General features: G+C 72.1%; 22 protein-coding genes and 1 pseudogene. 10 read left to right on the top strand and 13 right to left on the bottom strand.

Annotated elements, in window-relative coordinates; genetic code table 11:
• Positions 1–162: 162 nt before the first annotated feature.
• The gene (locus AB0J04_RS26045; protein ID WP_363170965.1) at positions 163–903 is read left to right on the top strand and encodes a hypothetical protein; all 741 of its coding nucleotides are present in this window, start codon (positions 163–165) and stop codon (positions 901–903) included.
• A gap of 150 nt (positions 904–1,053) precedes the next feature.
• Here the strand turns inward: AB0J04_RS26045 and AB0J04_RS26040 are convergent, their stop codons facing one another.
• On the bottom strand, positions 1,054–1,656 hold the full coding sequence (locus AB0J04_RS26040) for a hypothetical protein (RefSeq protein ID WP_363170964.1): 603 nt from the start codon (positions 1,654–1,656) through the stop codon (positions 1,054–1,056).
• 212 nt (positions 1,657–1,868) lie between these two features.
• Between AB0J04_RS26040 and AB0J04_RS26035 the strand changes: the two genes are divergently transcribed.
• A complete protein-coding gene (locus AB0J04_RS26035) occupies positions 1,869–4,655 on the top strand; it encodes a penicillin acylase family protein (protein ID WP_363170963.1) in 2,787 nt (928 codons plus the stop codon).
• A gap of 29 nt (positions 4,656–4,684) precedes the next feature.
• On the opposite strand, the gene AB0J04_RS26030 is transcribed toward AB0J04_RS26035, so the two are convergent.
• Positions 4,685–6,004: a serine-threonine protein kinase gene (locus AB0J04_RS26030; protein ID WP_363170962.1), complete on the bottom strand. Its 1,320-nt coding sequence runs from the start codon at positions 6,002–6,004 to the stop codon at positions 4,685–4,687.
• Between the two features lie 217 nt (positions 6,005–6,221).
• Here AB0J04_RS26030 and AB0J04_RS26025 point away from each other — a divergent pair, with 217 nt between their 5' ends.
• Genes AB0J04_RS26025 through AB0J04_RS26015 form a run of 3 tightly spaced genes read left to right on the top strand, consistent with a single transcriptional unit; the run spans position 6,222 to position 9,316 of the window.
• Entirely contained in the window at positions 6,222–6,989 is a 768-nt protein-coding gene (locus tag AB0J04_RS26025) for an SDR family oxidoreductase (protein WP_363170961.1), read from the top strand.
• Entirely contained in the window at positions 6,986–8,683 is a 1,698-nt protein-coding gene (locus AB0J04_RS26020; protein ID WP_363170960.1) for an AMP-binding protein, read from the top strand. The genes AB0J04_RS26025 and AB0J04_RS26020 overlap by 4 nt, the downstream gene beginning before the upstream one ends.
• Before the next feature lie 39 nt (positions 8,684–8,722).
• Entirely contained in the window at positions 8,723–9,316 is a 594-nt protein-coding gene (locus AB0J04_RS26015) for a TetR/AcrR family transcriptional regulator (RefSeq protein ID WP_363170959.1), read from the top strand.
• Between the two features lie 58 nt (positions 9,317–9,374).
• Here AB0J04_RS26015 and AB0J04_RS26010 read toward each other — a convergent pair whose 3' ends face one another.
• The 3 genes from AB0J04_RS26010 to AB0J04_RS26000 form a co-directional block, all read right to left on the bottom strand.
• Positions 9,375–10,589, bottom strand: a complete 1,215-nt coding sequence (locus tag AB0J04_RS26010) for an acyl-CoA dehydrogenase family protein (protein WP_363170958.1) — start codon at positions 10,587–10,589, stop codon at positions 9,375–9,377.
• A 5-nt stretch (positions 10,590–10,594) separates the two neighbouring features.
• Complete coding sequence (locus AB0J04_RS26005) at positions 10,595–11,626, bottom strand: phosphotransferase family protein (RefSeq protein ID WP_363170957.1); 1,032 nt, start codon at positions 11,624–11,626, stop codon at positions 10,595–10,597.
• Between the two features lie 209 nt (positions 11,627–11,835).
• Complete coding sequence (locus tag AB0J04_RS26000) at positions 11,836–12,132, bottom strand: hypothetical protein (protein WP_351914226.1); 297 nt, start codon at positions 12,130–12,132, stop codon at positions 11,836–11,838.
• Positions 12,133–12,258: 126 nt separating this feature from the next.
• On the opposite strand from AB0J04_RS26000, the gene AB0J04_RS25995 reads away from it, so the two are divergent.
• Positions 12,259–13,206, top strand: a complete 948-nt coding sequence (locus tag AB0J04_RS25995; protein WP_363170956.1) for an NADP-dependent oxidoreductase — start codon at positions 12,259–12,261, stop codon at positions 13,204–13,206.
• A 176-nt stretch (positions 13,207–13,382) separates the two neighbouring features.
• Here AB0J04_RS25995 and AB0J04_RS25990 read toward each other — a convergent pair whose 3' ends face one another.
• Genes AB0J04_RS25990 through AB0J04_RS25975 form a run of 4 tightly spaced genes read right to left on the bottom strand, consistent with a single transcriptional unit; the run spans position 13,383 to position 15,555 of the window.
• Positions 13,383–13,706: a DUF202 domain-containing protein gene (locus AB0J04_RS25990; RefSeq protein WP_363170955.1), complete on the bottom strand. Its 324-nt coding sequence runs from the start codon at positions 13,704–13,706 to the stop codon at positions 13,383–13,385.
• A complete protein-coding gene (locus AB0J04_RS25985) occupies positions 13,703–14,095 on the bottom strand; it encodes a DUF202 domain-containing protein (RefSeq protein ID WP_363170954.1) in 393 nt (130 codons plus the stop codon). The genes AB0J04_RS25990 and AB0J04_RS25985 overlap by 4 nt, the downstream gene beginning before the upstream one ends.
• Before the next feature lie 10 nt (positions 14,096–14,105).
• Positions 14,106–14,624: an NUDIX domain-containing protein gene (locus AB0J04_RS25980; protein ID WP_363170953.1), complete on the bottom strand. Its 519-nt coding sequence runs from the start codon at positions 14,622–14,624 to the stop codon at positions 14,106–14,108.
• A 37-nt stretch (positions 14,625–14,661) separates the two neighbouring features.
• Complete coding sequence (locus AB0J04_RS25975; RefSeq protein WP_363170952.1) at positions 14,662–15,555, bottom strand: DMT family transporter; 894 nt, start codon at positions 15,553–15,555, stop codon at positions 14,662–14,664.
• Positions 15,556–15,871: 316 nt separating this feature from the next.
• Here AB0J04_RS25975 and AB0J04_RS25970 point away from each other — a divergent pair, with 316 nt between their 5' ends.
• The 3 genes from AB0J04_RS25970 (at position 15,872) to AB0J04_RS25960 (ending at position 18,344) form a co-directional block, all read left to right on the top strand.
• Positions 15,872–16,864 carry a hypothetical protein gene (locus AB0J04_RS25970; RefSeq protein ID WP_363170951.1) on the top strand — a complete coding sequence of 331 codons (993 nt, stop codon included), beginning with the start codon at positions 15,872–15,874 and terminating at the stop codon, positions 16,862–16,864.
• Between the two features lie 84 nt (positions 16,865–16,948).
• Positions 16,949–17,737, top strand: a complete 789-nt coding sequence (locus AB0J04_RS25965; RefSeq protein WP_363170950.1) for a molybdopterin-dependent oxidoreductase — start codon at positions 16,949–16,951, stop codon at positions 17,735–17,737.
• A complete protein-coding gene (locus AB0J04_RS25960) occupies positions 17,721–18,344 on the top strand; it encodes a cytochrome b/b6 domain-containing protein (RefSeq protein WP_363170949.1) in 624 nt (207 codons plus the stop codon). The genes AB0J04_RS25965 and AB0J04_RS25960 overlap by 17 nt, the downstream gene beginning before the upstream one ends.
• A gap of 73 nt (positions 18,345–18,417) precedes the next feature.
• On the opposite strand, the pseudogene AB0J04_RS25955 reads toward AB0J04_RS25960, so the two are convergent.
• Positions 18,418–18,675 (bottom strand): annotated as a pseudogene (locus AB0J04_RS25955) (gluconate transporter); the annotation flags it as partial.
• Between the two features lie 38 nt (positions 18,676–18,713).
• Positions 18,714–19,313, bottom strand: coding sequence for a gluconokinase (locus AB0J04_RS25950; protein WP_363170948.1), 600 nt, complete (start codon positions 19,311–19,313; stop codon positions 18,714–18,716).
• 140 nt (positions 19,314–19,453) lie between these two features.
• Here AB0J04_RS25950 and AB0J04_RS25945 point away from each other — a divergent pair, with 140 nt between their 5' ends.
• The gene (locus AB0J04_RS25945) at positions 19,454–20,155 is read left to right on the top strand and encodes a FadR/GntR family transcriptional regulator (protein WP_363170947.1); all 702 of its coding nucleotides are present in this window, start codon (positions 19,454–19,456) and stop codon (positions 20,153–20,155) included.
• Between the two features lie 32 nt (positions 20,156–20,187).
• On the opposite strand, the gene AB0J04_RS25940 is transcribed toward AB0J04_RS25945, so the two are convergent.
• Together AB0J04_RS25940 and AB0J04_RS25935 are read right to left on the bottom strand one after the other, a co-directional pair.
• Positions 20,188–20,604, bottom strand: coding sequence for a YchJ family metal-binding protein (locus AB0J04_RS25940; protein ID WP_363170946.1), 417 nt, complete (start codon positions 20,602–20,604; stop codon positions 20,188–20,190).
• 64 nt (positions 20,605–20,668) lie between these two features.
• A complete protein-coding gene (locus AB0J04_RS25935; protein ID WP_363170945.1) occupies positions 20,669–22,027 on the bottom strand; it encodes a M1 family metallopeptidase in 1,359 nt (452 codons plus the stop codon).
• Between the last annotated feature and the right edge of the window lie 13 nt (positions 22,028–22,040).

Raw genomic sequence — 22,040 nt, 5'->3', positions numbered from 1 at the left:
GGGCTCCTTCAGGACCGCGGACGGGTTCATCGGCTGGGTTTCATCGCCCCCACTCTCCCGGCCGGGAAAGGGTTGGAGCGACCCGATTAGCGCCTGGTAGCGTCCCTCTCTTCGGCCGCCGACGACACCGCCGCGCCCGGAGTCCCGAAGGGACCGACTCCCATGCCCGCACCGGCCCTTGCCTCAGCCCTCGCCGACATCGACAGGGTCTTCGAGGGCTTCGCCGCCCCGAACGAGGAGGGCTGCGGCTACTGCCAGGTGCCCGAGAAGACCGCGTATCTGCGCACGCCGTACGTCGACGTGCCCGTGCACGTCGTGCAGTACTGCCTCTTCAAGGCGGTCGACCACGTCACCGACCACGCGGCCTCGATGCGGCGTCTGCTGCCCCAGGCCGCCCGGGCGATGGCCGACGGCACCCTGGGCGCGATCGCCTGTCTGCCCCACGGGTGGAGCCGGCGGGACCTGAACACCTGGCCGGCCGAGCAGTCTGACGCGATCCGGGCCTTCCTGATCGCCTGGTGGCAGGACGCCCTCACGACGCCCGAGCCGCCGTACGGCGTCCGCGACGTCTTCGACACCTGCGCGACGATCGCCCGGACCGTGACCCCGTTCCTGGTCGGGTGGGTCGGCGGCCCGGTCGCGGACGCGCCTCTCGTCCACTGCGCCGACGACTGGTTCGACCTGATCTCCGACCACGCCCCGTTTCCCTGGTTCCGGCCCTGCGACAGCGAGGACGCGGCCGCCCGCGCGGAGTTGCGGGCCTGGCTGGCGGGACCCGGCGCCGCCCGACTGCGCGCCCTGGGCGAGAGAGGCCTCGCCACCCGTGTCGGACTGCTCGGTCTCCCGGAGGAGGAGTGCTGGGCGCACCCGTACGGCAACGACGCCCCGACCGACGCCGACTGAGCAGAACGGCTCGGCAGAACGGCTCGACGGGACACCTCGGCAGAACGTCCCGGTGGAACAGGGGGTGCGGCATCCCCGGCGCACCCCCGCCGTGCTCTCAGGCCGGCCGTGGGCCGACCTTGGGCGGAGCATAGGGCCGGCGTCAGGGCCTCAGGCCGACACCAGCAGCCGTCCGCGCCTGGCGTAGGCCAGGGCTTCGGGGGTGAGGACGGGGCGCGGTACGAGGATTCCGCAGTCCGCGCAGACCGGACCCGCCGACGGTTCGTGATCCAGCTCGTACTTCCAGGGGAGCCGCTCGCCGCCGCACACCGGGCAGCCCGAGCCCGGTTCCCGCTTGAGCGCGGCGATCAGCCTGCGCAGTACCTCGGCCAGCGACTCACGGGGGTGAAGTCGCGGGTCGTCGCACCAGGCGACGCCGAAGCCGCCCCAGGTCAGCCGGTGCCAGTCGTCCACACTGCCGGGCCTGCGCAGCCCGCCGTGCTTCTCCTTCCTGCGGCGCTCGGCGAACTCGACCTCGTAGGCCAGCCACACCGCCCGGGCCTCCTCCAACTCGTCCAGCGCGGCCACGAGCCGCGCTGGGTCGGGGTCGCGGTCCTCCGGACCGAACCCGGCGCGTGAGCAGAGGTGGTCCCAGGTCGCCCTGTGCCCGTAGGGGGCGAACCGCTCAAGGCACTTACGCAGCGAATACCGCCGCAGCGCCAGATCGCACCGAGGGTCTCGCACCTGTCTTGCCAGACTTCGGAAACCCGCCATCGCCTTGCACCTCCGTCACATCTGCACCTGTACTTCGGTCACTTCGGCGTCGTCGTACGGACGTCGTCGAATAGACGTATCGACATGCGATTCGGCTCCATCCGATTTTCCGATGACCTCCCCCTGCCGAAAACTTGACGCATGTTCATCTTCAAACCCGGGGATACCGCCGGTAACCTTCCGCCGACCCCCCCTGTCGCTAGGAGCAGCCGATGCCACGGCGAACCCCCCGAACAACTCTCGACAGACTGAGAACTCCCGGCAGATTCCCCGGGTTCCTGAAGACCGCCTCCGTATGCGCGCTGATTGCCGGACTTTTGTCGCCGCTTTCCCAAACGGCGGTTGCCGCAGAGGTCACGGCGGCGAACGACTACTGCGGCGGACAGTGCTCCGACATCCTGCCGCCCGGCGAGAACGGCAACGCCACCCTCGCCCAGATCCTCCTCAACCAGGCCTTCGGCACCCAGCCCGAGCACGCCGAGGACCAACTGGGCCCCTACGCCAACCTGGCCAAGGGCTACTCCACGCTCACCAACGCCACGATCAACACGTTCTTCAACGACGCGTCGTTCGGAGTCGCCGCCGATCAAGTCGCCTCCACCCTGAGTCCCGCGGGCCGCACGGACGTGACGATCGTCCGGGACAAGAAGACGGGCGTCCCGCACATCACCGGTACCACCAGATACGGCACGGAGTTCGGCGCCGGATATGCCGCGGCCCAGGACCGGCTGTGGCTGATGGACGTCTTCCGCCACGTCGGCCGCGGCCAGCTCACGACGTTCGCCGGCGGCGACCCCTCCAACCAGGGTCTTGAGCAGCAGTTCTGGCGCAACGCTCCGTACACCGAGGCAGACCTCCAGGCCCAGATCGACAACGCCGTCGCGAACAACGGCGCCCGCGGCCAACAGGCGCTCGCCGACGCCAACGCCTATCTGGCCGGCATCAACGCCTATATCGATGCCTCCGACAGCGGCCGCTACTTCCCCGGTGAATACGTCCTGACGGGCCACAAGGACTCAATCACCAATGCAGGCACCATCGATCACTTCAAGATCACCGACCTGGTGGCGCTGGCCTCGGTCATCGGCGCGCTCTTCGGCTCCGGCGGCGGCGGAGAGGTCAACAACGCCGTCTCACTGCTCACCGCGCAGGAGAAATACGGCGTCACGCAGGGCACCCAGGTCTGGGAGGCGTTCCGCGAACGCAACGACCCCGAGGCCGTCCTCACCCTCCACGACGGCGAGAGCTTCCCGTACGCCGCCAAGCCCGCGAACCCGCAGGGCGCGGCGCTGCCGGACGCCGGCTCGGTGAGCACACAACCGCTCGTCTACGACGCCACGGGCACCGGCGGCGACGCGAGCGCGAGCGCCGCCTCCGCCACGGCGACCGCGACCGCCCTCAGCTCGGCCAAGCGCGGCATGTCCAACGCCCTCGTGGTGAGCGGCAGCGCCACGGCCAGCGGCCACCCGATCGCCGTCTTCGGACCGCAGACCGGCTACTTCGCCCCGCAACTGCTCATGCTCCAGGAGATCCAGGGCCCGGGCATCAGCGCCCGCGGCGCCTCCTTCGCGGGCCTGAGCATGTACGTCGAGCTCGGCCGCGGCCAGGACTACTCGTGGAGCGCCACGACCTCCGGCCAGGACATCATCGACACCTACGCGGTCGAGCTGTGCCAGGACGACTACCACTACCTGTACCACGGCGTCTGCACGGCCATGGACGTGGTGGAGCAGAAGAACGCCTGGAAGCCGACCACCGCGGACGGCACGGCCGTGGGCTCGTACACGATGCGCGTCTACCGCACCAAGTACGGTCCCGTGGAGTACCGGGCGACCGTGGGCGGCAAGAAGGTCGCCTACACCACCCTGCGCTCCTCGTTCATGCACGAGGCCGACTCGATCATCGGCTTCCAGATGCTGAACGACCCGGACTACGTCAAGAGCCCGCAGACCTTCCAGAGCGCGGTGCAGCACATCAACTACACCTTCAACTGGTTCTACGCCGACTCCACCCACACCGCGTACTACAACAGCGGCGACAACCCGGTGCGCGCGAGCGGCGTCGACGCCGAGTTCCCGGTGTGGGCGCAGGCGGCGTACGAGTGGAAGAACTGGGTGCCGGCCACCAACACGGCCGAGTACACGCCGGCTTCGGCGCACCCCAACTCCATCGACCAGGACTACTACATCTCCTGGAACAACAAACAGGCCCTGGACTACTCGACGGCCTCCTGGGGCGACGGGTCGGTGCACCGCGGCAACCTGCTCGAGGACCGGGTGAAGAAGCTGGTCGCGGCCGGCGGCGTCACGCGCGCGTCCCTGACGAAGGCGATGGCGGACGCGGCGCTCGCGGACCTGCGCGCCGAGGACGTCCTGCCGGACCTGCTGAAGGTGATCAAGAGCTCCACGGTCACGGACACCACCGTGGCGGCGGCCGTGACCAAACTCCAGACCTGGCTCACGGCGGGCGGCAAGCGCACGGAGACCACGGCCGGCTCGAAGACCTACGCCGACGCCGACGCGATCCGCATCCTGGACGCCTGGTGGCCGCTGCTGGTCAAGGCCGAGTTCGAACCCGGCCTCGGGACCGCCCTGTACACCGCGTTCACCGCCAACCTGCCCGTGGACGAGGCCCCGTCCGCCGCCCACGGCCCGACCGGGGCGCACGCCGGAAGCTCCTTCCAGTACGGCTGGTGGAGCTACGTCGACAAGGACATCCGGGCCGTGCTCGGCGAGTCGGTACAGGGCGGGCTGACGCAGAAGTACTGCGGCGGCGGCACCCTCACCGGCTGCCGTGACGTCCTCATCAGCACCCTGAAGACGGCGGCCGGTCTCACCGCGGCCCAGGTCTACCCGGGCGACGCCCTGTGCGCCGCCGGCAACCAGTGGTGCGCCGACTCGATCGTCCAGCGCACTCTGGGCGGCATCAAGCACGGCAACATCAGCTGGCAGAACCGGCCCACCTTCCAGCAGGTGGTGGAGTTCACCTCGCACCGGTGAGCCCGTGAAGGACGGCGGCGGCCGTGTCCTCAGTGGATACGGCCCGCCGCCAGCACCACCCGCGCCAGCTCGGGGTGCACGATGTCACTGTGCGCCCCGGCCGGCGCCCCACCGCGGCGGACCACCGCGGACGCGTCGACGTTCACACAGCCCGAGGCCGGCAGCCGTCCGGCCAGCGCCTCGGCGAGCGTGCACGCGCGCGTACCCGGCACCGCCTTCACCCCGTCGTGCCCCATCGCACCCCACTTGGCGCCGAGCACGGCCCCGAGGCCGAACTCCTCGGCCATCCCCTGCGCGTCGCCCGCCATCCGGGAGGCCAGCGGGTACATCGTGCTCAGCGCCTGGTCGAAGGAGGAGTAGCAGCACACCAGGGGGCCGTCGATGCGGTTCTGCTGACCCTGGAGCACCCCTCCCGCGCGCGGGTCGTGCGGCAGTCTGGTCGCGAAGGCGTAGTGCGAGAAGGCCCCTTGGAGCAGCGTCACGGACTTCACCGTGCGCACTCCCTCGGGCAGCCCACGCAGCCCGAACGACACCAGCCGCCCGCCGAAGCTGTGCCCCACCAGATGAACCCGGACGCCGGGCGCCACCGCGGCCAGCCGGCCGATGAACGGGCCGAGTCCCCGTTCGCCGACCGTCCCCGCGCGCCGCTTCATCGCGTAGTAGGTGGCCTGGCGCAGTAGCTCGTGTGCCCCGTCCCACGGGTTGGGAAGGCTGAACTCCTCGATGCCCGAAGGGGATTCGAGGCCGGTCAGGGCGCGCGCGAACTCCTCGCAGGCCGCCGCCGTCGAGCCGGTGAACATCTCCGGCTCGTCCTGCGGCACCCCTTCCGCCAGGGTGTCCGCCGCGAACAGCGCCTGCGGTCCCGGCGGCACCACGTCCACGAGCAGCCGCAAGAGCCGTCCGAACTCCTCCAGCTCGGCCTCCTCCGGCGGTCGCTGCTCCAGCATCCGCCCGATCTGGTCGACCACCGTGGCCCGGCCCGGGAACGTCTCCAGGAGGGCGTGCCGGGTGTCCTCGTCCAGTGCCGGGCGGTGCGCCGGGTCGGCCGCCACGGACCGGGGGAAGTCGGGGATGGGCTCGTCCGAGAACCGCATCGACGGCCACACCACACCCACATAACCGATCTTCGCCGCCGGAACGAGACCGGGGATCGGGGCGAAGAAGCGGTTGTAGAGGCGGGTCGCGCCGGAGCGGTCGCTGTTCCAGCCGTGCGAGAAGACGATCAGATCCTGGACGCCGCGCCGTTTCACCTCGGTCAGCAGCCGGTCCCGCCTCGTGCCGTCGACGTCCCCGTCGGCGTCGAAGGTCAGTTCCCAGTAGGGAGTCACGCTCATCGCCGGATCTGCCATGACAGGCCCCTCGTCCCCCGAAGTGGTGCGCCAGGTGCGCGCATCGTCCTGCCAACAGCCGCAATTGGCCATACGTCACTGCGGATCCGTACAAAAGACGATCCCCACGGGTCCGCCGGAGCGCGCGTACCCTGTGGTCGGCCCTTTCCTGATACATACCGACCGGTTAGTCTGGCGTCGGAGCCGATTCGTGCCGCAGTCGCGTCGAAGGAGACCGATGGTGGAAGCCGTGCAGGATGCCGGAGTGGTCGTGACCGGAGCGGGGGGCGGCATCGGGGCCGCGCTGGCCCGCCGCTTCGCCGCCGAGGGTGCCCGGGTCGTCGTCAACGACCTGGACGCCGACCGTGCGCGGGCCGTCGCCGACGAGATCGGCGGCATCGCGGTTGCGGGCGACGCCTCGGCGATCGTCGAGGCGGCCCGGGAGGCGCTCGGCGGCGCGGTCGACGTGTACTGCGCCAACGCCGGAGTCGCCTCGGGCGGCTCGGAGGCGGCCGGGGAGGCCGTCTGGGCGCAGGCCTGGGACGTCAACGTCATGGCGCATGTCCGCGCGGCGCACGCGCTGTTGCCGGGCTGGCTGGAGCGCGGCAAGGGCCGGTTCGTCTCCACCGTCTCCGCCGCCGGGCTGCTCACGATGATCGGGGCCGCGCCCTACAGCGTCACCAAGCACGGCGCGTACGCCTTCGCCGAATGGCTGTCGCTGACCTACCGCCACCGGGGGATCAAGGTCCACGCGATCTGTCCCCAGGGCGTGCGCACCGACATGCTGGAGGCCACCGGCAGCGCGGGCGACCTGGTGCTCAAGCCCACCGCGATCGAGCCGCAGGACGTGGCGGACGCCCTGTTCAAGGGCATCGCCGAGGACCGTTTCCTGATCCTGCCGCACCCCGAGGTCGCCGGGTACTACCAGGTGCGCGCGAGCGAACCCGACCGCTGGCTGACCAACATGAACCACCTCCAGCAGAAGTGGGAGGCGGCCGCCGAATGACCACGCCCGACGCCACGCCCGACCCCGCGCCCGTCTCCCGTTACGCGGCCAAGCCCTGGCTGGACCTTCTCGACGACGCCCAGCGCGCCCCGATCGATCCCGCCGACTCCCTCGTCCACGCCTTCCGCCGGTCTGTCGCCGAGGCCCCCGACCGCACCTGCCTCGCCTACTTCGACGGGCGGCTCAGCTACCGCGAGGTGGACGAGCTGAGCGACTCCGTCGCCGGTCACCTCGCCGCCCGCGGCCTGGAGTCCGGCGACCGGGTCGCCGTGCTGCTGCAGAACTCCCCGCTCTTCGTGCTCGCCCTGCTGGGCGCCTGGAAGGCGGGCGCGACGGTCGTCCCCGTCAACCCGATGTACAAGTCGGGGGAGGTCGCCCATGTCCTGCGGGACGGCGAGGTCGCCGCGCTGATCTGCTCCGACCGGGCCTGGGAGTCGTATCTGCGCGACACGGCCGCCGACTCGCCGGTGCGGATCGTGCTCACCGGCTGCGAGCTGGACTTCCAGACGCGGGGCGACGCGCGCGTGCTGCCCTTCGAACGGCTTGAGCAGGCGTCCGACGCCGACGACCTCACCGTCGTCGCCCGGGCCGGCCATCCGGCGCCCGAGGGCCGCGAGTCCGACCCCGACGGCATCGCCCTGATCAGCTACACCTCGGGCACCAGCGGGGCCCCCAAGGGCGCGACCAACACCCACGCCAACATCATGTTCAACGCCGAGCGGCAGCGCACCGGGCTGCATCTGCCCGAGGCGCCCGTCTACTACGCGCTCGCGCCGCTGTTCCACATCACCGGCATGGTCTGCCAGCTCGGCGCCTGTCTGAACAGCGCGGGCACGCTCGTGCTGACGTACCGCTTCGAGACGGGCGTCGTGCTGGAGGCGTTCGCCGAGCACCGGCCGCACTACACCGTCGGCCCTTCCACCGCCTTCATGGCGCTGGCCGCCCACCCGGACGTCACGCCCGACCACTTCTCCTCCTTCGTGAACATCTCCTCCGGCGGAGCACCGGTGCCGCCCGCCCTGGTGGAGAGGTTCCGGGCCGGCTTCGGGCCGTACATCCGCAACGGCTACGGGCTCACCGAGTGCACCGCCCCCTGCGCCTCCGTCCCGCCGCAGTTGGAGGCGCCGGTCGACCCGGCCTCCGGGACCCTCGCGGTCGGCGTGCCCGGACCCGACACGATCGTGCGGATCGTCGACGACCGGGGCGCGGAGGTGCCCTTCGGCGAGCAGGGCGAGATCGTCGTCCGGGGGCCGCAGGTCGTGCCCGGGTACTGGCGGCGGCCCGAGGCCACCGCCGAGACCTTCCCCGGCGGGGAGCTGCGCACCGGCGACATCGGGTTCATGGACGAGCGCGGCTGGCTGTACGTCGTCGACCGCAAGAAGGACATGATCAACGCGTCCGGCTTCAAGGTGTGGCCGCGCGAGGTCGAGGACGTGCTGTACACGCATCCGGCGGTGCGCGAGGCCGCCGTGGTCGGGGTGCCGGACGGCTACCGCGGGGAGACCGTCAAGGCGTACATCAGCCTGCGACCCGGAGCCGACGCGGATGCCGATACGCTCGCCGCTTACTGCAAGGACAGACTGGCGGCCTACAAGTATCCGCGTCAGGTGGAGATCCTGCCCGAGCTGCCCAAGACGGCGAGTGGGAAGATCCTCCGTCGGGAACTGCGTTCCCGCCCGCACGACGGTCGGTAGACACTCCGGTCGGCAGGAACAAAGCGAGAGGTGGCGGCAGTGCCCAGGACGACGGACGGCGACGGGACCCCCGTGCCGCAGCGGCTGCTGGCCGCCGCCACCCGGCTCTTCGCCGAGCAGGGCTACGACCGCACCTCGGTGCAGGAGATCGTGGAGGCGGCCGGTGTCACCAAGGGGGCGCTGTACCACTACTTCGGCTCCAAGGACGACCTCCTGCACGAGGTGTACGCGCGCGTGCTGCGCGTCCAGCAGGAGCGCCTGGACGCCTTCGCGAACGCCGACGAGCCGATCGAGAAGCGGCTGCGCGGCGCGGCGGCGGACGTCGTGGTCACGACGATCGAGAACCTCGACGACGCGATGATCTTCTTCCGGTCGATGCACCATCTGAGCCCGGAGAAGAACAAGCAGGTGCGGGCCGAGCGGCGGCGGTATCACGAACGCTTCCGCGCGCTCATCGAGGAGGGCCAGGAGACCGGTGTCTTCTCCACGGCGACCCCGGCCGACCTGGTCGTGGACTACCACTTCGGGTCCGTGCACCACCTGTCGACCTGGTACCGGCCGGGCGGACCGATGAGCCCCCAGGAGGTCGCCGACCACCTGGCCGACCTGCTGCTGCGGGCGCTGCGTCCGTAGCGGCTGCGCCCGGCGGTAAGGGGCGGTCGCCCATGGCGACCGCCCCTTACCGCGTGCCCTACAGGTACTTCTTCAGCTCCCGCCGGGCCAGCGACCGCTGGTGGACCTCGTCCGGGCCGTCGGCGATCATCAGGGTGCGGGCGCTCGCGTACAGCTCGGCCAGGGGGAAGTCCTGGCTGACGCCGCCCGCGCCGTGGAGCTGGATCGCGCGGTCGATGATGTCGACGACCGCGCGGGGCGTCGCGATCTTGATGGCCTGGATCTCGGTGTGGGCGCCCCGGTTGCCGACCGTGTCCATCATCCAGGCGGTCTTCAGCACCAGCAGGCGCAGCTGCTCGACCGTCACGCGCGCGTCCGCGATCCAGTTGTGGATCACGCCCTGCTGGGCCAGCGACCTGCCGAAGGCGTCGCGGGAGACGGCCCGTCGGCACATCAGCTCGATCGCCCGCTCCGCCATGCCGATCAGCCGCATGCAGTGGTGGATGCGGCCGGGGCCGAGCCGGGCCTGGGCGATGGCGAAGCCGCCGCCCTCCTCGCCGACCAGGTTCGTCACCGGCACGCGCGCGTGGTCGAAGACCACCTCGGCGTGGCCGCCGTGCGAGTGGTCCTCGTACCCGAAGACCTTCATGGCGCGCTTCACGGTGACGCCGGGGGTGTCGCGCGGGACCAGGATCATGGACTGCTGGCGGCGCGGATCGGCGCCGTCCGGGTCCGTCTTGCCCATCACGATGAAGATCCGGCAGTCCGGGTTCATCGCCCCGGAGATGTACCACTTGCGGCCCGTGACGACGTAGTCGTCGCCGTCCCGCTCGATGTGCGTGGTGATGTTGGTGGCGTCGGAGGAGGCCACGTCCGGCTCGGTCATCGCGAACGCCGAGCGGATCTCACCGGCCAGCAGCGGCTCCAGCCACTGCTTCTTCTGCTGGTCGTCGCCGAACTGCGCCAGCACCTCCATGTTCCCGGTGTCCGGCGCGGCGCAGTTCAGGGCCGTCGGCGCCAGATGCGGGGAGCGGCCGGTGAGCTCGGCCAGCGGCGCGTACTGGAGGTTCGTCAGACCGGCGCCGTGCTCGGCGTCGGGCAGGAAGAGGTTCCACAGGCCCTGCCTGCGGGCCTCCGCCTTCAGCTCCTCCACCACCGCCGGGGTGTCCCACGGCGAGGCCAGCAGCGCGCGCTGCTCCTCGGCGACGGCCTCGGCCGGGTAGACGTACTCGTCCATGAAGGCGAGCAGCTTGGCGCGGAGTTCCTCGGTGCGGGCGTCGAACGCGAAGTCCATGCCGGTCAGCCTTCCTGGAGAGTGGTCGTGCCGTGCGCGATGAAGAGGGGGACGAGATCCCCGATGCGGTCGAAGCCGCGCCCGACCGTCTGGCCCAGCGTGTAGCGGTAGTGGATGCCCTCCAGGATCACGGCGAGCTTGAACCAGGCGAACGCCGTGTACCAGGAGACCGCCGAGACGTCCCGGCCGGAACGGACCGCGTACCGCTCGATCAGCTCGGCCGCCGACGGGTGTCCGACGGCGGCGGCGGTCGTGGAGATGGGGGAGTCCGGCAGCTCCAGCGGCACGCTGTACATCACCAGCAGGCCCAGGTCGGTCAGCGGGTCGCCGAGCGTCGACATCTCCCAGTCGAGGATCGCCTTGATCTTGTCGTCGGCGCCGATCAGCACGTTGTCGAGCCGGTAGTCGCCGTGCACGACCGCGGGGGCGGGGGAGTGCGGCAGCGCGCGGCCGAGCGCCGCGTGCAGCTCGTCGATCCCGGCGAGGTCGCGGCTGCGGGAGGCGTCGAGCTGCTTGCCCCAGCGGCGCAGCTGCCGGTCCAGGAAGCCCTCGGGACGGCCGAAGTCGGCCAGGCCCACCCCGGCGGGGTCCACCGCGTGCAGTTCCACCAGCGTGTCCACCAGCGACAGCACCGCGTCCCGGGTGCGCTGCTCGCCGAGCGGGGCGAGGTCCTCGGCCGTGCGGTAGGGGGTGCCCTCGACGAACTCCATGACGTAGAAGGGCGCCCCGAGCACCGCCTCGTTCTCGGGGTCCTCGCACAGCAGCACCGGGCGCGGCACCGGCACACTCGTCGGGTGCAGTGCGCTGATCACCCGGTGCTCGCGCTTCATGTCGTGCGCGGTGGCCAGGACGTGCCCGAGCGGAGGCCGCCGGACGACCCACTTCGCCTCGCCGTCGGAGACCGCGTAGGTGAGGTTCGACCGCCCGCCCTCGATCAGCCGGCCGGTGAGGGGGCCCCGGACCAGACCGGGGCGCTCGCGTTCCAGCAGGGCGCGCAGCCGGTCGAGGTCGAGTCCGGGCGGGTGGTCGGGGCTCATGCGTCGCTCCTACGGACGGGACGGGCGAACGGGACTCCGTCCCATGATGCCGACCGGTCGGTATGCCGTCCAGTGGTCGCGCCCAACGTGATCTGAGCCACGAGGGGCCCACGATAGGGCGACGGCTCCCCGGGCAGCACCCGGGGAGCCGTGTGCGGGCGGTTTTCAGCCGCCCCGGTCGTCGTCCTGCGGCCGCGCCGGTGCTCGTGTCAGTGGTCGTCCCAGTGGCCGTCGTGCTCCGCGTGCCGGTGACCGTCGTGCAGGTAGTCCACGTGATCGCCGTGGAGCACGCTCGGGTGCCCGCAGTCCGCGCCGTGCCGGTGCTCGTGCCCGTCGTGGGTCACATGCCCGCCGGGCTCGCACTCGTCCCAGTGGCCGCCGTGCTCCCGGTGCAGATGCCCGTCGTGGGCGTAGTCGACATGGTCGCCGTGGCTCACCCGGGTGTGCCCGCAGTCCGGGCCGTGGCTGTGCGGGTGGGCGGGGTGCTCGACGTGCAGGGTGGTCATGCGGTGCTCACCTTCGAAGCTGTGGGGGTGATGACGTCGGACAGGCTGCCACGCGAACCATGTCGAACTCCGCACAACGGGTCATTCGGCTTGCGTGGCGTGCGGGGACCCCGGAGGGTCGGACCCATGAAGGCCATCAGCTACTCACGCTACGGCGGGCCGGAGACGCTTCGCTTCGGGGACGTCCGGGACCCCAAGGTCGGTCCCGACTCGGTGCTGGTCAAGGTGCGGGCGGCGGCCGTGAACCCCGTCGACTGGAAGTGCCGCGAGGGGTACCTGGACCCGATCATCGACGCCGTCTTCCCGGTCGTTCCGGGGTGGGACGTCTCGGGGGTCGTCGTCCAGCTCGGGGCGTCCGTCGCGGAGTACGCGGTCGGCGACGAGGTCATCGGCTACGTCCGCGAGGACTTCCTCTCGCGCGGCACCTTCGCCGAGTACGTCGCCGCCCCGGTGCGCACCCTGGCCCGCAAGCCGCGCAACCTCACCTGGGAGCAGGCCGCCGGCCTGCCGTTGGCCGGACTCACCGCCTACCAGGTGCTGACCAAGGCCCTCCAGGTCAAACGGGGCGAGACGGTCCTCGTCCACGCGGCGGCGGGCGGCGTCGGCTCCATCGCCGTGCAGCTCGCCGCCCACCTGGGCGCCCGGGTGATCGGCACGGCGAGCGAGGCCAACCACGACTTCGTGCGCTCGCTCGGCGGCGAGCCCGTGACCTACGGCGAGGGCCTCTCCGAACGGGTGCGAGGGCTGGCCCCCGAGGGCGTGGACGCGGCCTTCGACACGGTCGGCGGCGACAGCCTGAAGGTCTCCGCCAATCTGCTGGCCCCGGAAGGACGCCTGGTGTCGATCGCCGACGGGGACGTCGTCGGCTACGGCGGCCGGTACTACTGGGTCCGGCCCGACGCCGAGGACCTCACCCGGCTGGCGGGACTCGCCGAACAGGGCGTGGTCTCCGTGCACGTCTCCGACACGTTCCCGCTGGAACGCGCGGCGGACGCCCACCGACTGAACCAGCAGGGCCGCACCCGCGGCAAGATCGTGGTGACGGTCGACTGGGCGGACGAGACGACCGAGTAGGAAACCCCCTAGACCCGTACTTCGCAGGTCGCCGAAAAGGTTCGCCGCAGCGGCCTCTCAGCGTCCGATCTCGACTGGGTCGGTCCGGGACCGCTATTGCCGTAGCGGTTCCGATCGGCGAGCGATCAGCCACGACCACTTGATCTTCACGATCGGGTGACCTGCGAAGTACGGGCCTAGAGGACCAGGGCCGCGGCGCACACCGCAGTGGCCACCGCGCAGAGCGCCGTCGCCGTGGCGTGCCGTGGGGTCAGGGCCGCCGGGATCGCCGTGGCGGCGAGGGCGCGGATACGGCGGTGGGCGAGCAGCAGGAAGGCCAGCCACAGGCCGCAGACCAGGGCGCAGGCGACGAGCGCCGCCGCCGACGCGCCGCCGTGCAGCGCGCTCTTCAGCCCGAGCACGGCGGCGACGGTGCTCGCCAGCGTCGTCCGCCGCCAGGCGAGCCGGGTCCGCTCGGGCTGGAGGCCGGGATCGCGCACCGGCGCGGCCGCGCCGCTCACCCCTCCCACCCCACCAGCACCACGACGACCATCGCCACGGCCACCACCGCGACGAGCACGCCCAGCAGCGCCGGGAAGCGGGACGCCGGCAGGTCCTCGCCCCGGCGCATGGCCCGCTCGCAGCGCACCCAGTGGTTCACCGCGCGCAGCGAGCACAGCACGCCCGCCGCGAGCAGCGCGAGCGCGAGCCCGACCCGCCAGCCCCAGCGCAGGTCCGGCAGGAACTGGTCCACCGCGAAGCCCCCGCCGATCAGTGCGAGCGCGGTGCGCAGCCAGGCCAGGAACGTACGCTCGTTCGCCAGCGAGAACCGGTAGTCGGGCGTGCTGCCCTCCTCCCGCACCTGCGCGGGCGCGAACCACAACCGGACGTTCCGTACGAACTCGATCACCCGCAGGACCCTACCCGTCGCCCCGGGCGTGGAACTCCCGCAGCCGTTCGTGCGCGGCCAGCCCGTCCGGCACCCACTCCCACTCCGGCAGGCGCCGTTCGAGCTCCGCCTCCGCAAGGAACTCGTGCCAGGCCACCTCCTCCGCCTGGGGGTTCACCGGCAGCTCGCAGCGGACCTCGTAGACGGCCGACCACCAGCTCCCGGCGGGGCCGTCGTAGCGGAACTTGAGGACGAACTCCGGGCGGGGCAGACCGCTCACGCCCAGCTCCTCCTCGGCCTCGCGCAGAGCGGCGTCGTCGTAGCTCTCGCCCGCGCCGACCACCCCGCCGACGAACATGTCGTACAGGGAGGGGAAGACCAGCTTGGTCGGGGTGCGGCGGTGGACGAAGATCCGGCCCTCGGCGTCCCTGGCCCGGACGAAGACGCAGCGGTGGCGCAGGCCCTCGGCGTACGCCTGCCCGCGCGGGAACCGTCCGACGACGCGGTCGTGCTCGTCGACGATGTCGAGGATCTCGTCAGCAGCGCTCATGGCCCCATCCAAGCAGGCCCGTCGCCGACCGCGGCTGCTACCGGGGCTGGAGGTCGGGCACCCGCTCGCGCGGCGCCGTGCCCCGTGGCATCGCCGGGTGGAGTCCGAGGAGCACGATGCCCGCGACGATCGCCGCCAGCCCCGCCGCCTCCCAGGCCATCGCGCCGGTGTCGGTGCGCAGCCGGTCGCCGAGGAAGCCGACGCCGCAGATGATCCCGGCGAGGGGCTGGGCGGCGGTGAGCGCGGGCAGGGACATCCGCAGGGGCGCCGTCTCGAAGGCGCTCTGGACCAGTACGAGTCCGGTCACGCCGAGGGCGAGCACCGCGTACGGCTGCCAGCCGGTCAGCATCTCGCCGAGGCCGCCCGCGGAGAACCGCTGCCCGCTGACCCGGGTCAGCGCGTCCTGGACGCCGTACAGCAGGCCGGCCGCCAGGGCGAGCAGGACCGGGCCGGAGCTCAGCCGGGAGCGCTTGGCGTAGGTCGTGAGCAGCAGGGCCAGTCCGACCATCACGCCGATGATCAGCCAGTGCCGCAGCGGATCCGTGAGCGCGCTGCCGCCGCGCGGCTCGCCCGCCACGATGAAGGTGGTCACGCCGCCCGCGAGCAGCAGCAGGCCCGCCCAGCCCTGGCGGCCCAGCGGCTGCTTGGTCTGGTGGCGGGAGAGCGCGAGGGCGAACAGCAGGTTCGTCGCGAGGAGCGGTTCCACCAGGGAGATCTCGCCCTGGCCGAGCGCGACCGCGCCGAGCGCCATGCCGGCCACCATCAGGCCGATGCCGCCGAGCCAGCGCGGCACCCTCATGAGGTCGAGGAGCAGTCGCGGCGAGAGGAAGTCGCCGAGCGGCGCCTTCTGGGCCGCGTTCTGCTGGAGCACGAACCCGAAGCCCAGGCAGCAGGCGGCGCTCACGGCGAGAACCAGAACCAGAACCGACACGCTGCGTACCTCGATCATCCGGTCGGACCACGGACGGGGTGCGTAGTGGCCGACTCTAGCGTCCCTCTACGGCCATGGTGTGGGCTCCGGCCGGGCCGCGCCATGGCATACGCCACACCGATTCCTCGAAGCTCCGGCCGCGGCGGCTCCCACCAGGGCCGGGTCGCGTCAACTTCCCTGTGCCGTAAGCCGGTTGACACCTGTCACGGTTTCCCGGGCCTTGACGATGAGCGTCGGCCGGGGGTTGACTGCGCGTGATCGGCCGATCGCGGGCCGATGCCACAGCCGCCTCCCAGGAGGATGAGGAAGCCCCGCGGTGCCCCCACCCCCGCTCTCCCTCGGCCGCGCTCACGAGCGCGGCCGTCAGACCCCCGCCCCGGTCCCCGCCCCCGCACCCGACCCGGCGCTGGACGACAGTCAACTCGTCGTCGCGCGCGCCGCGTTGGCCCAGGGCCGACGGCAGCCCGTGCGCGCCCTGCTGGCCCGCACCGGCGACGACTGGGACCGCCGCGCGCACCGGGTCGCCGTCCTCGCCCTCGAGCCGCACGCGGCCGCCTGGGCCCATGACTGGCTGCTGGCCGAACCCGGCTGCGCCGACGCCGCCGTCCTGCACGCGATGGCCCGGGTCCGCCGGGCGCTGCGCGGCAAGGACGATCCGGCCGTCGCCCGGGCGGCCTGCCGGTCGGCCGCCGCGCTCGCGCCCGCCGACCCCACCCCCTGGCTCGGCCTGCTCCAGCTGGAGCGGGACGCCGGGTCGGCGGCCGTGCGCATCTTCGAGGAGGTCCGGTCCCGGTACCGCGACCACCACCACGCCCACCATCTGATGGTCGCCCGGCTCGCGGAGCGCCGGTCGGACGGCGGCCCGGACCCGCTGCACGAGGTCTACGACTTCGCCGCCTGGGCCGCCGAGCAGGCGCCCGCCGACTCCCCGCTGGCCGTCCTCCCGGTCGTCGCGCACGCCGAGCGCTACCGCGTCCTGGCCGCGCACGGCTTCGCGCCCGCCGACCCCGTCGCCTCCGGGCACTGGCAGGACGGCCGGGCCCGGGACGTGCTGAAGGCCGCGTTCGACTGGTGGCTGGAGTGGGAGGAGTGGGAGGGCGACGGCCACCCCCGTCGGCTGCTCGACCTGAACTTCCTCGCCCACGCCACGTTCTGCGAGGGCCGGGGCGCCGAGGCCGCCGCCCTCTTCCGGCGCATCGGGCAGCACGCCACCCCCGAGCCCTGGTCCTACCCGGCCCGCGACCCGTACCCGGCCTTTCGCGCGGCCCGTGCCGGCGCGCTCGGGACCGATGGCGGGGCCCCGGTCTGAGAGCGGGGTAAGAAGTGATGACGGAAGTCTGACGGCCGCCCGGGATCGCTGGCCCCGCGGGTCCCCGAGTGTTCGAATGGAAAGGTGAACCCCGAACCATCCGGACCGTCAGAGGCGTCCGAGCCGCCCGAGCCGCCCCCGTCGCCCGGCGAACACGGCGCACCCGGCGAGCGCGGCGCGCCCGTAGGCCGGCGGGTCTTCCTCGGCACGCTCGCCCTCGGTGCGCTGGGCGTCGTCGCCGCGCCCCCGCTCCAGCGCGGCATGGAGGCCTTCCTGGCCGGCGCGGCCGACAAGGACCCCACCGGCCTCACCGGCCTGCTGCCCAACGGCGGCGGCTTCCGCTACTACTCGGTGACCTCGTCGGTCCCGCACAAGAACGCCACGAACTACCGCCTCACGGTGGACGGCCTGGTCGACCGCCCCGGCAGCTACACACTGCCCCAGCTCAGGGCCATGCCCCAGACCCGCATGGTCAAGGACGTCCAGTGCGTCACCGGCTGGCGGGTCCCCGGCACGCCTTTCGAGGGCGTCCGGCTCTCCGCCCTCCTCGACGCGGCCGGCGTCCGGGCCGAGGCCGGCGCGATCCGCTTCACCTGCTTCGACGGCGCCTACACCGAGAGCCTCACGCTCGCCCAGGCGCGCCGCGCCGACGTCCTCGTCGCGCTGCGCATGCAGGACAAGGACCTCGGTCACGACCACGGCGGCCCGGTCCGCCTCTATGTGGCGCCCATGTACTTCTACAAGTCCGCCAAGTGGCTCTCCGGCATCACCGTCACCGAGAAGGTGAAGCCGGGCTACTGGGAGGAGCGGGGCTACGACGTCGACGCCTGGGTCGGCCGTTCGAACGGACGCGATGATGAGCCTACGAGCTGAGGCGCCGTCCGCCGCCACGGGTGTCCGCCGGTTCAGCCGGGCCGAACGGTGGGTGCACCGCACCACGGGCGCGCTGATGGGCGTGTGCGTGGCGACCGCGGCCTGTCTCTACATCCCCGAGTTCGCCGAGCTCGTGGGCCGCCGCGAGCTGGTGGTCCGGATCCACGAGTGGGCGGGCCTCGCCCTGCCCGTCCCGGTCCTGGCGGGGCTCGCCTCCCGCGCCTTCCGCGCCGACCTGCGGCACCTGAACCGCTTCGGCCCGCACGACCGGCGCTGGCTGCGGGCCGCCCTGCACCGGGACAAGCGGCGGGAGTCGCGGCCTGCGGCCAAGTTCAACGCCGGGCAGAAGATCTACGCGGCCTGGATCGCGGGGGCGACCCTCGTGATGCTCGGCACCGGTCTGCTGATGTGGTTCACCCACCTCACCCCGATCATGTGGCGCACCAGCGCGACCTTCGTCCACGACTGGCTGGCCCTGACCGTCGGCGTCGTCCTCGCCGGCCACATCGGCATGGCCCTCGGCGATCCGGAGGCCCGCCGCGGTATGCGCACGGGCACGGTGAGCCGGGAGTGGGCCGAGCGGGAACACCGCCTGTGGCGTCCGTGACGGAAGTTCCGTCAAGGGAGCCACAGGCGGCGCCTGGGCGACGGGCTGCATGACCAGGACGGGCTATGTGGCGGATCGCGCCCAGCGCGATCAGCACGCCCACGCCGGCGACCGTGGCGCCGAGCCCGGTGGTGAAGGAGGCGATGGCCTTGTCGAGCGGAGCCCCGGCGAACGCGCCGAGCGCGAGCGAGCCGATGGTCAGCGCCAGGAAGGCGTGCAGCTTGAACTTGGTGATGAGCAGGACGATCACGGCGATGCCCGCCAGGACGGCGATGCCCAACTGCGCGTGGCCGGCCGAGGTGATGGGCTCGGCGGTGTCCGCTGCCAGCACCCCACACTGAGTCTGGTCACGGGGAGTCCCTTACAAGGTCATGGGTTCGGGAGGGAGGTGGAGCCGGGGGTGGAGCCGGGGGTGGAGAGAGGGGGAGGGGAGAGGGGGAGCGCGGGGGGTTGTGCGGCGGCGTCGGGAAGGGCGGCGAGCGCTGCCCCGGCCCGCCCGGCGATGGCCTCCGGGCTGCCGGAGACGTCGACGACGACGCCCGCCTCGTCCGCCTGGAGGGGCTGGAGCGTGGCGAACTGGGAGTCCAGCAGGGCCGTCGGCATGAAGTGACCCTGGCGGTGCGCCATCCGGTCCTCGATCAGCGCGCGGTCCCCCGCCAGGTGCACGAAGACGACACCGGGGGCCGAGGCCCGCAGCCGGTCGCGGTAGGACCGCTTCAGCGCCGAGCAGCTGACCACCCCGCCGAGCCCGGCCCGCCCGTCCGCCCAGGCGCCGATGGCGTCGAGCCAGGGCCACCGGTCGTCGTCGTCGAGCGGCGTGCCGGCCGACATCTTGGCGATGTTGGCCTGCGGGTGGAAGTCGTCGCCCTCGGCGTAGGGGACGCCGAGCCGGGCGGCGAGCAGGGGACCGATGGTGGTCTTGCCCGTGCCGGCGACGCCCATCACCACGACGACATGGGGGGTACGCATCTCTGCCTCGCTGTCTTCCTCGACATCTGACGTCGACGGACGCCGACGACACTGAAACCGATTAGGTACGACTAATTCAAGAGTCTGTGACAAATAAGTCTGACTTTTTGGCTCCGTGATCTACGCCGTACTCTGTGTGCATGACCACTCCGGGCCGGGGTCTGCACGGCCAAGTACTGGACGCCCTGGGCCCCGCGATCACCGCGGGCGACTACCCGCCGGGCAGTGTCCTGCGCACCGACGAACTCGCCCAGCGTTTCGACGTCTCCCGCTCGGTCATGCGCGAGGCGGTCCGCGTCCTCGAGTCCATGCACCTGGTCGAGTCCCGCCGCCGGGTGGGCGTGACGGTGCGGCCCAAGGCGGAGTGGAACGTCTACGACCCGCAGGTCATCCGCTGGCGGCTGGCCGGCGCCGACCGCCCGCACCAGCTGCGCTCGCTCACCGTCCTGCGTTCGGCGATCGAGCCGGTCGCGGCGGGCCTGGCGGCACAGCACGCGACGGCGGAGCAGTGCGCGGAGCTGACGGAGTGCGCGCTCGGCATGGTGGCCAACTCACGCGGCCACCGGCTGGAGGGCTATCTGGACCACGACGTGGCCTTCCACCGGGTGATCCTCACCGCCTCCGGCAACGAGATGTTCGCCCGTCTCGGCGATGTGGTCGCGGAGGTCCTGACCGGCCGCACCCATCACCAGGTCATGTTCGAGGACCCGGCTCCGGCCGCCGTCACCCTGCACGTCCAGGTCGCGGAGGCGGTCCGCGAACGCGACCCGGCCCGCGCCGAAAGCCTCACCCGAGAGATCACGCTCGGCGCGCTGAAGGAACTGGACATCCTGGCGCCCTGAAGCGCCTCAGAGCCTGCCCGGCCGGACAGACCCTAGCCGGGGAACTCCCCGTCCACGTACACCCAGGCCCCGTCCACCCGCTCGAAGCTGCTGCGCTCGTGCAGCGCCCCGCCCCGGTAGGACGCCCGGAACTCCACGACCCCGGTCGGGTGGAAGGCGCTCCCGCCGGCCGTGGCGAGGATCTCCAGCCCCGTCCACCGCATCCCCGGATCGAGCTCCAGCCGCTCCGGCCGGGTCCGCGGATGCCAGGTCCGCAGCAGATGTCCCGCATCGCCCTGCACGAACGCGCAGTAGCGCGACCGCATCAGCGCCTCGGCGGTGGGGGCGGCGTCGCCGCCCGCGTGAAACCGTCCGCAGCAGGCCTCGTAGGCCGCGGGCAGTCCGCAGGGGCAGCCGGCCGGGACGGCGGCGGAGGTGCGCTGTCGTGGGCGGGCGGTACGTCGAGCCATGGGCCCCATTGTGCCCCGTGAGGGGCGCGGGGAGCTGCGCGGTGACCGCGGTCACCGCGCAGCGTCACGCCGACTCCGCGCCCGCGCTGCGGCCCAGGGACAGGACCGGCAGCGGCGGCAGGGCCGTGCCGTACACCCACGCGTCGAACAGGTCGTCCAGCGGCTCCGGGGCGAAGCGGGCCGCGTGGGCGACCAGCGTCGACGTCGTCACCGAACCGCCCCGGTGCAGGCCGAGCCAGGCCCGCAGCATGCGGAAGAACGCCTCGTCGCCCAGTGCGCAGCGCAGCGCGTGGACGGTGAGGCCGCCGCGCTCGTAGAGCCGGTCGTCGAACATCGACTTGCGGCCGGGGTCGGCCAGCCGCAGATCCTGCGGCCGCGAGGACAGCAACCGGTGGGCGACGGCGGCGAGTCGCTGCGCGCTGCGGCCGCCCGACCGCTCCGACCACAGCCACTCCGCGTACTTGGCGAACCCCTCGTTCAGCCAGATGTGCCGCCAGTCGGCGATGGACACGCTGTTGCCGAACCACTGGTGCGCCAGCTCGTGCGCCACGAGCCGCTCCGAACCCCGCGCCCCGTCCACATGGTTGACGCCGAACAGCGACAACCCCTGTGCCTCGACGGGGACATCGAGCTCCTCGTCCGCCACGACCACCGCGTACTCGTCGAACGGGTAGGGCCCGAAGAGCTGTTGGAAGAGGTGCATCATCCCCGGCTGCCGCGCGAAGTCCCGGGAGAACTCCGCCAGCAGGTGCCCCGGAATGTGCCCGTGCTGCGGGATGCCGCCGAGCCCCGGATCGCCCAGCAGGACGGTCTGGTACTTGCCGATCGACAGGCCGACCAGATAGCTCGACGTCGGCGCCGCCTGCTCGTACACCCAGGTCGTCGTCGAGGCCTTGGTGGTCCGCGTCAGCATCCGGCCGCCGGCCACCACCGAGTACGCCGACGGCACCGTGACCGATATCAGGTAGGAGGCCTTGTCCGCGGGCCGGTCGTTGCACGGGTACCAGGACGGCGCCCCGACGGGCTGGCTCGCCACCAGCGCCCCGTCGCCCAGCTCCTCCCAGCCGAGACCGCCCCACGGGCTGCTCACCGGCTTCGGATTGCCCGACCAGTGCACCTCCACCGTGAAGGCCGCCCCGGCGCGGATCGGCTTCGCGGGACGGATCCGCAGCCGCCCGCCCCGGTGGCTGTAGTGCGTCTGCCGGCCGTCCACCCGAACCCGGCCGATCTTGAAGTCGGCCAGGTTCAGCTGGAATTCGCTCAGCGGCGAGCGCCCCGCGATCGCGTTGATCCGCGCCGCGCCCGACAGCCGGTTCGGACCGGGCCGGTAGTCCAGCGTGAGCTCGTAACGGTGCACCCGGTACCGGGGGTCACCGTTGGCCGGGAAATACGGATCCGGCCCGACCGTCTGCTGAACTGCCACTACCCCGTCCGCT

It is taken from the genome of Streptomyces sp. NPDC050263 (assembly GCF_040655955.1).
GTDB lineage: Bacteria > Actinomycetota > Actinomycetes > Streptomycetales > Streptomycetaceae > Streptomyces.
This window is presented reverse-complemented; position numbering and strand designations above follow the sequence as displayed.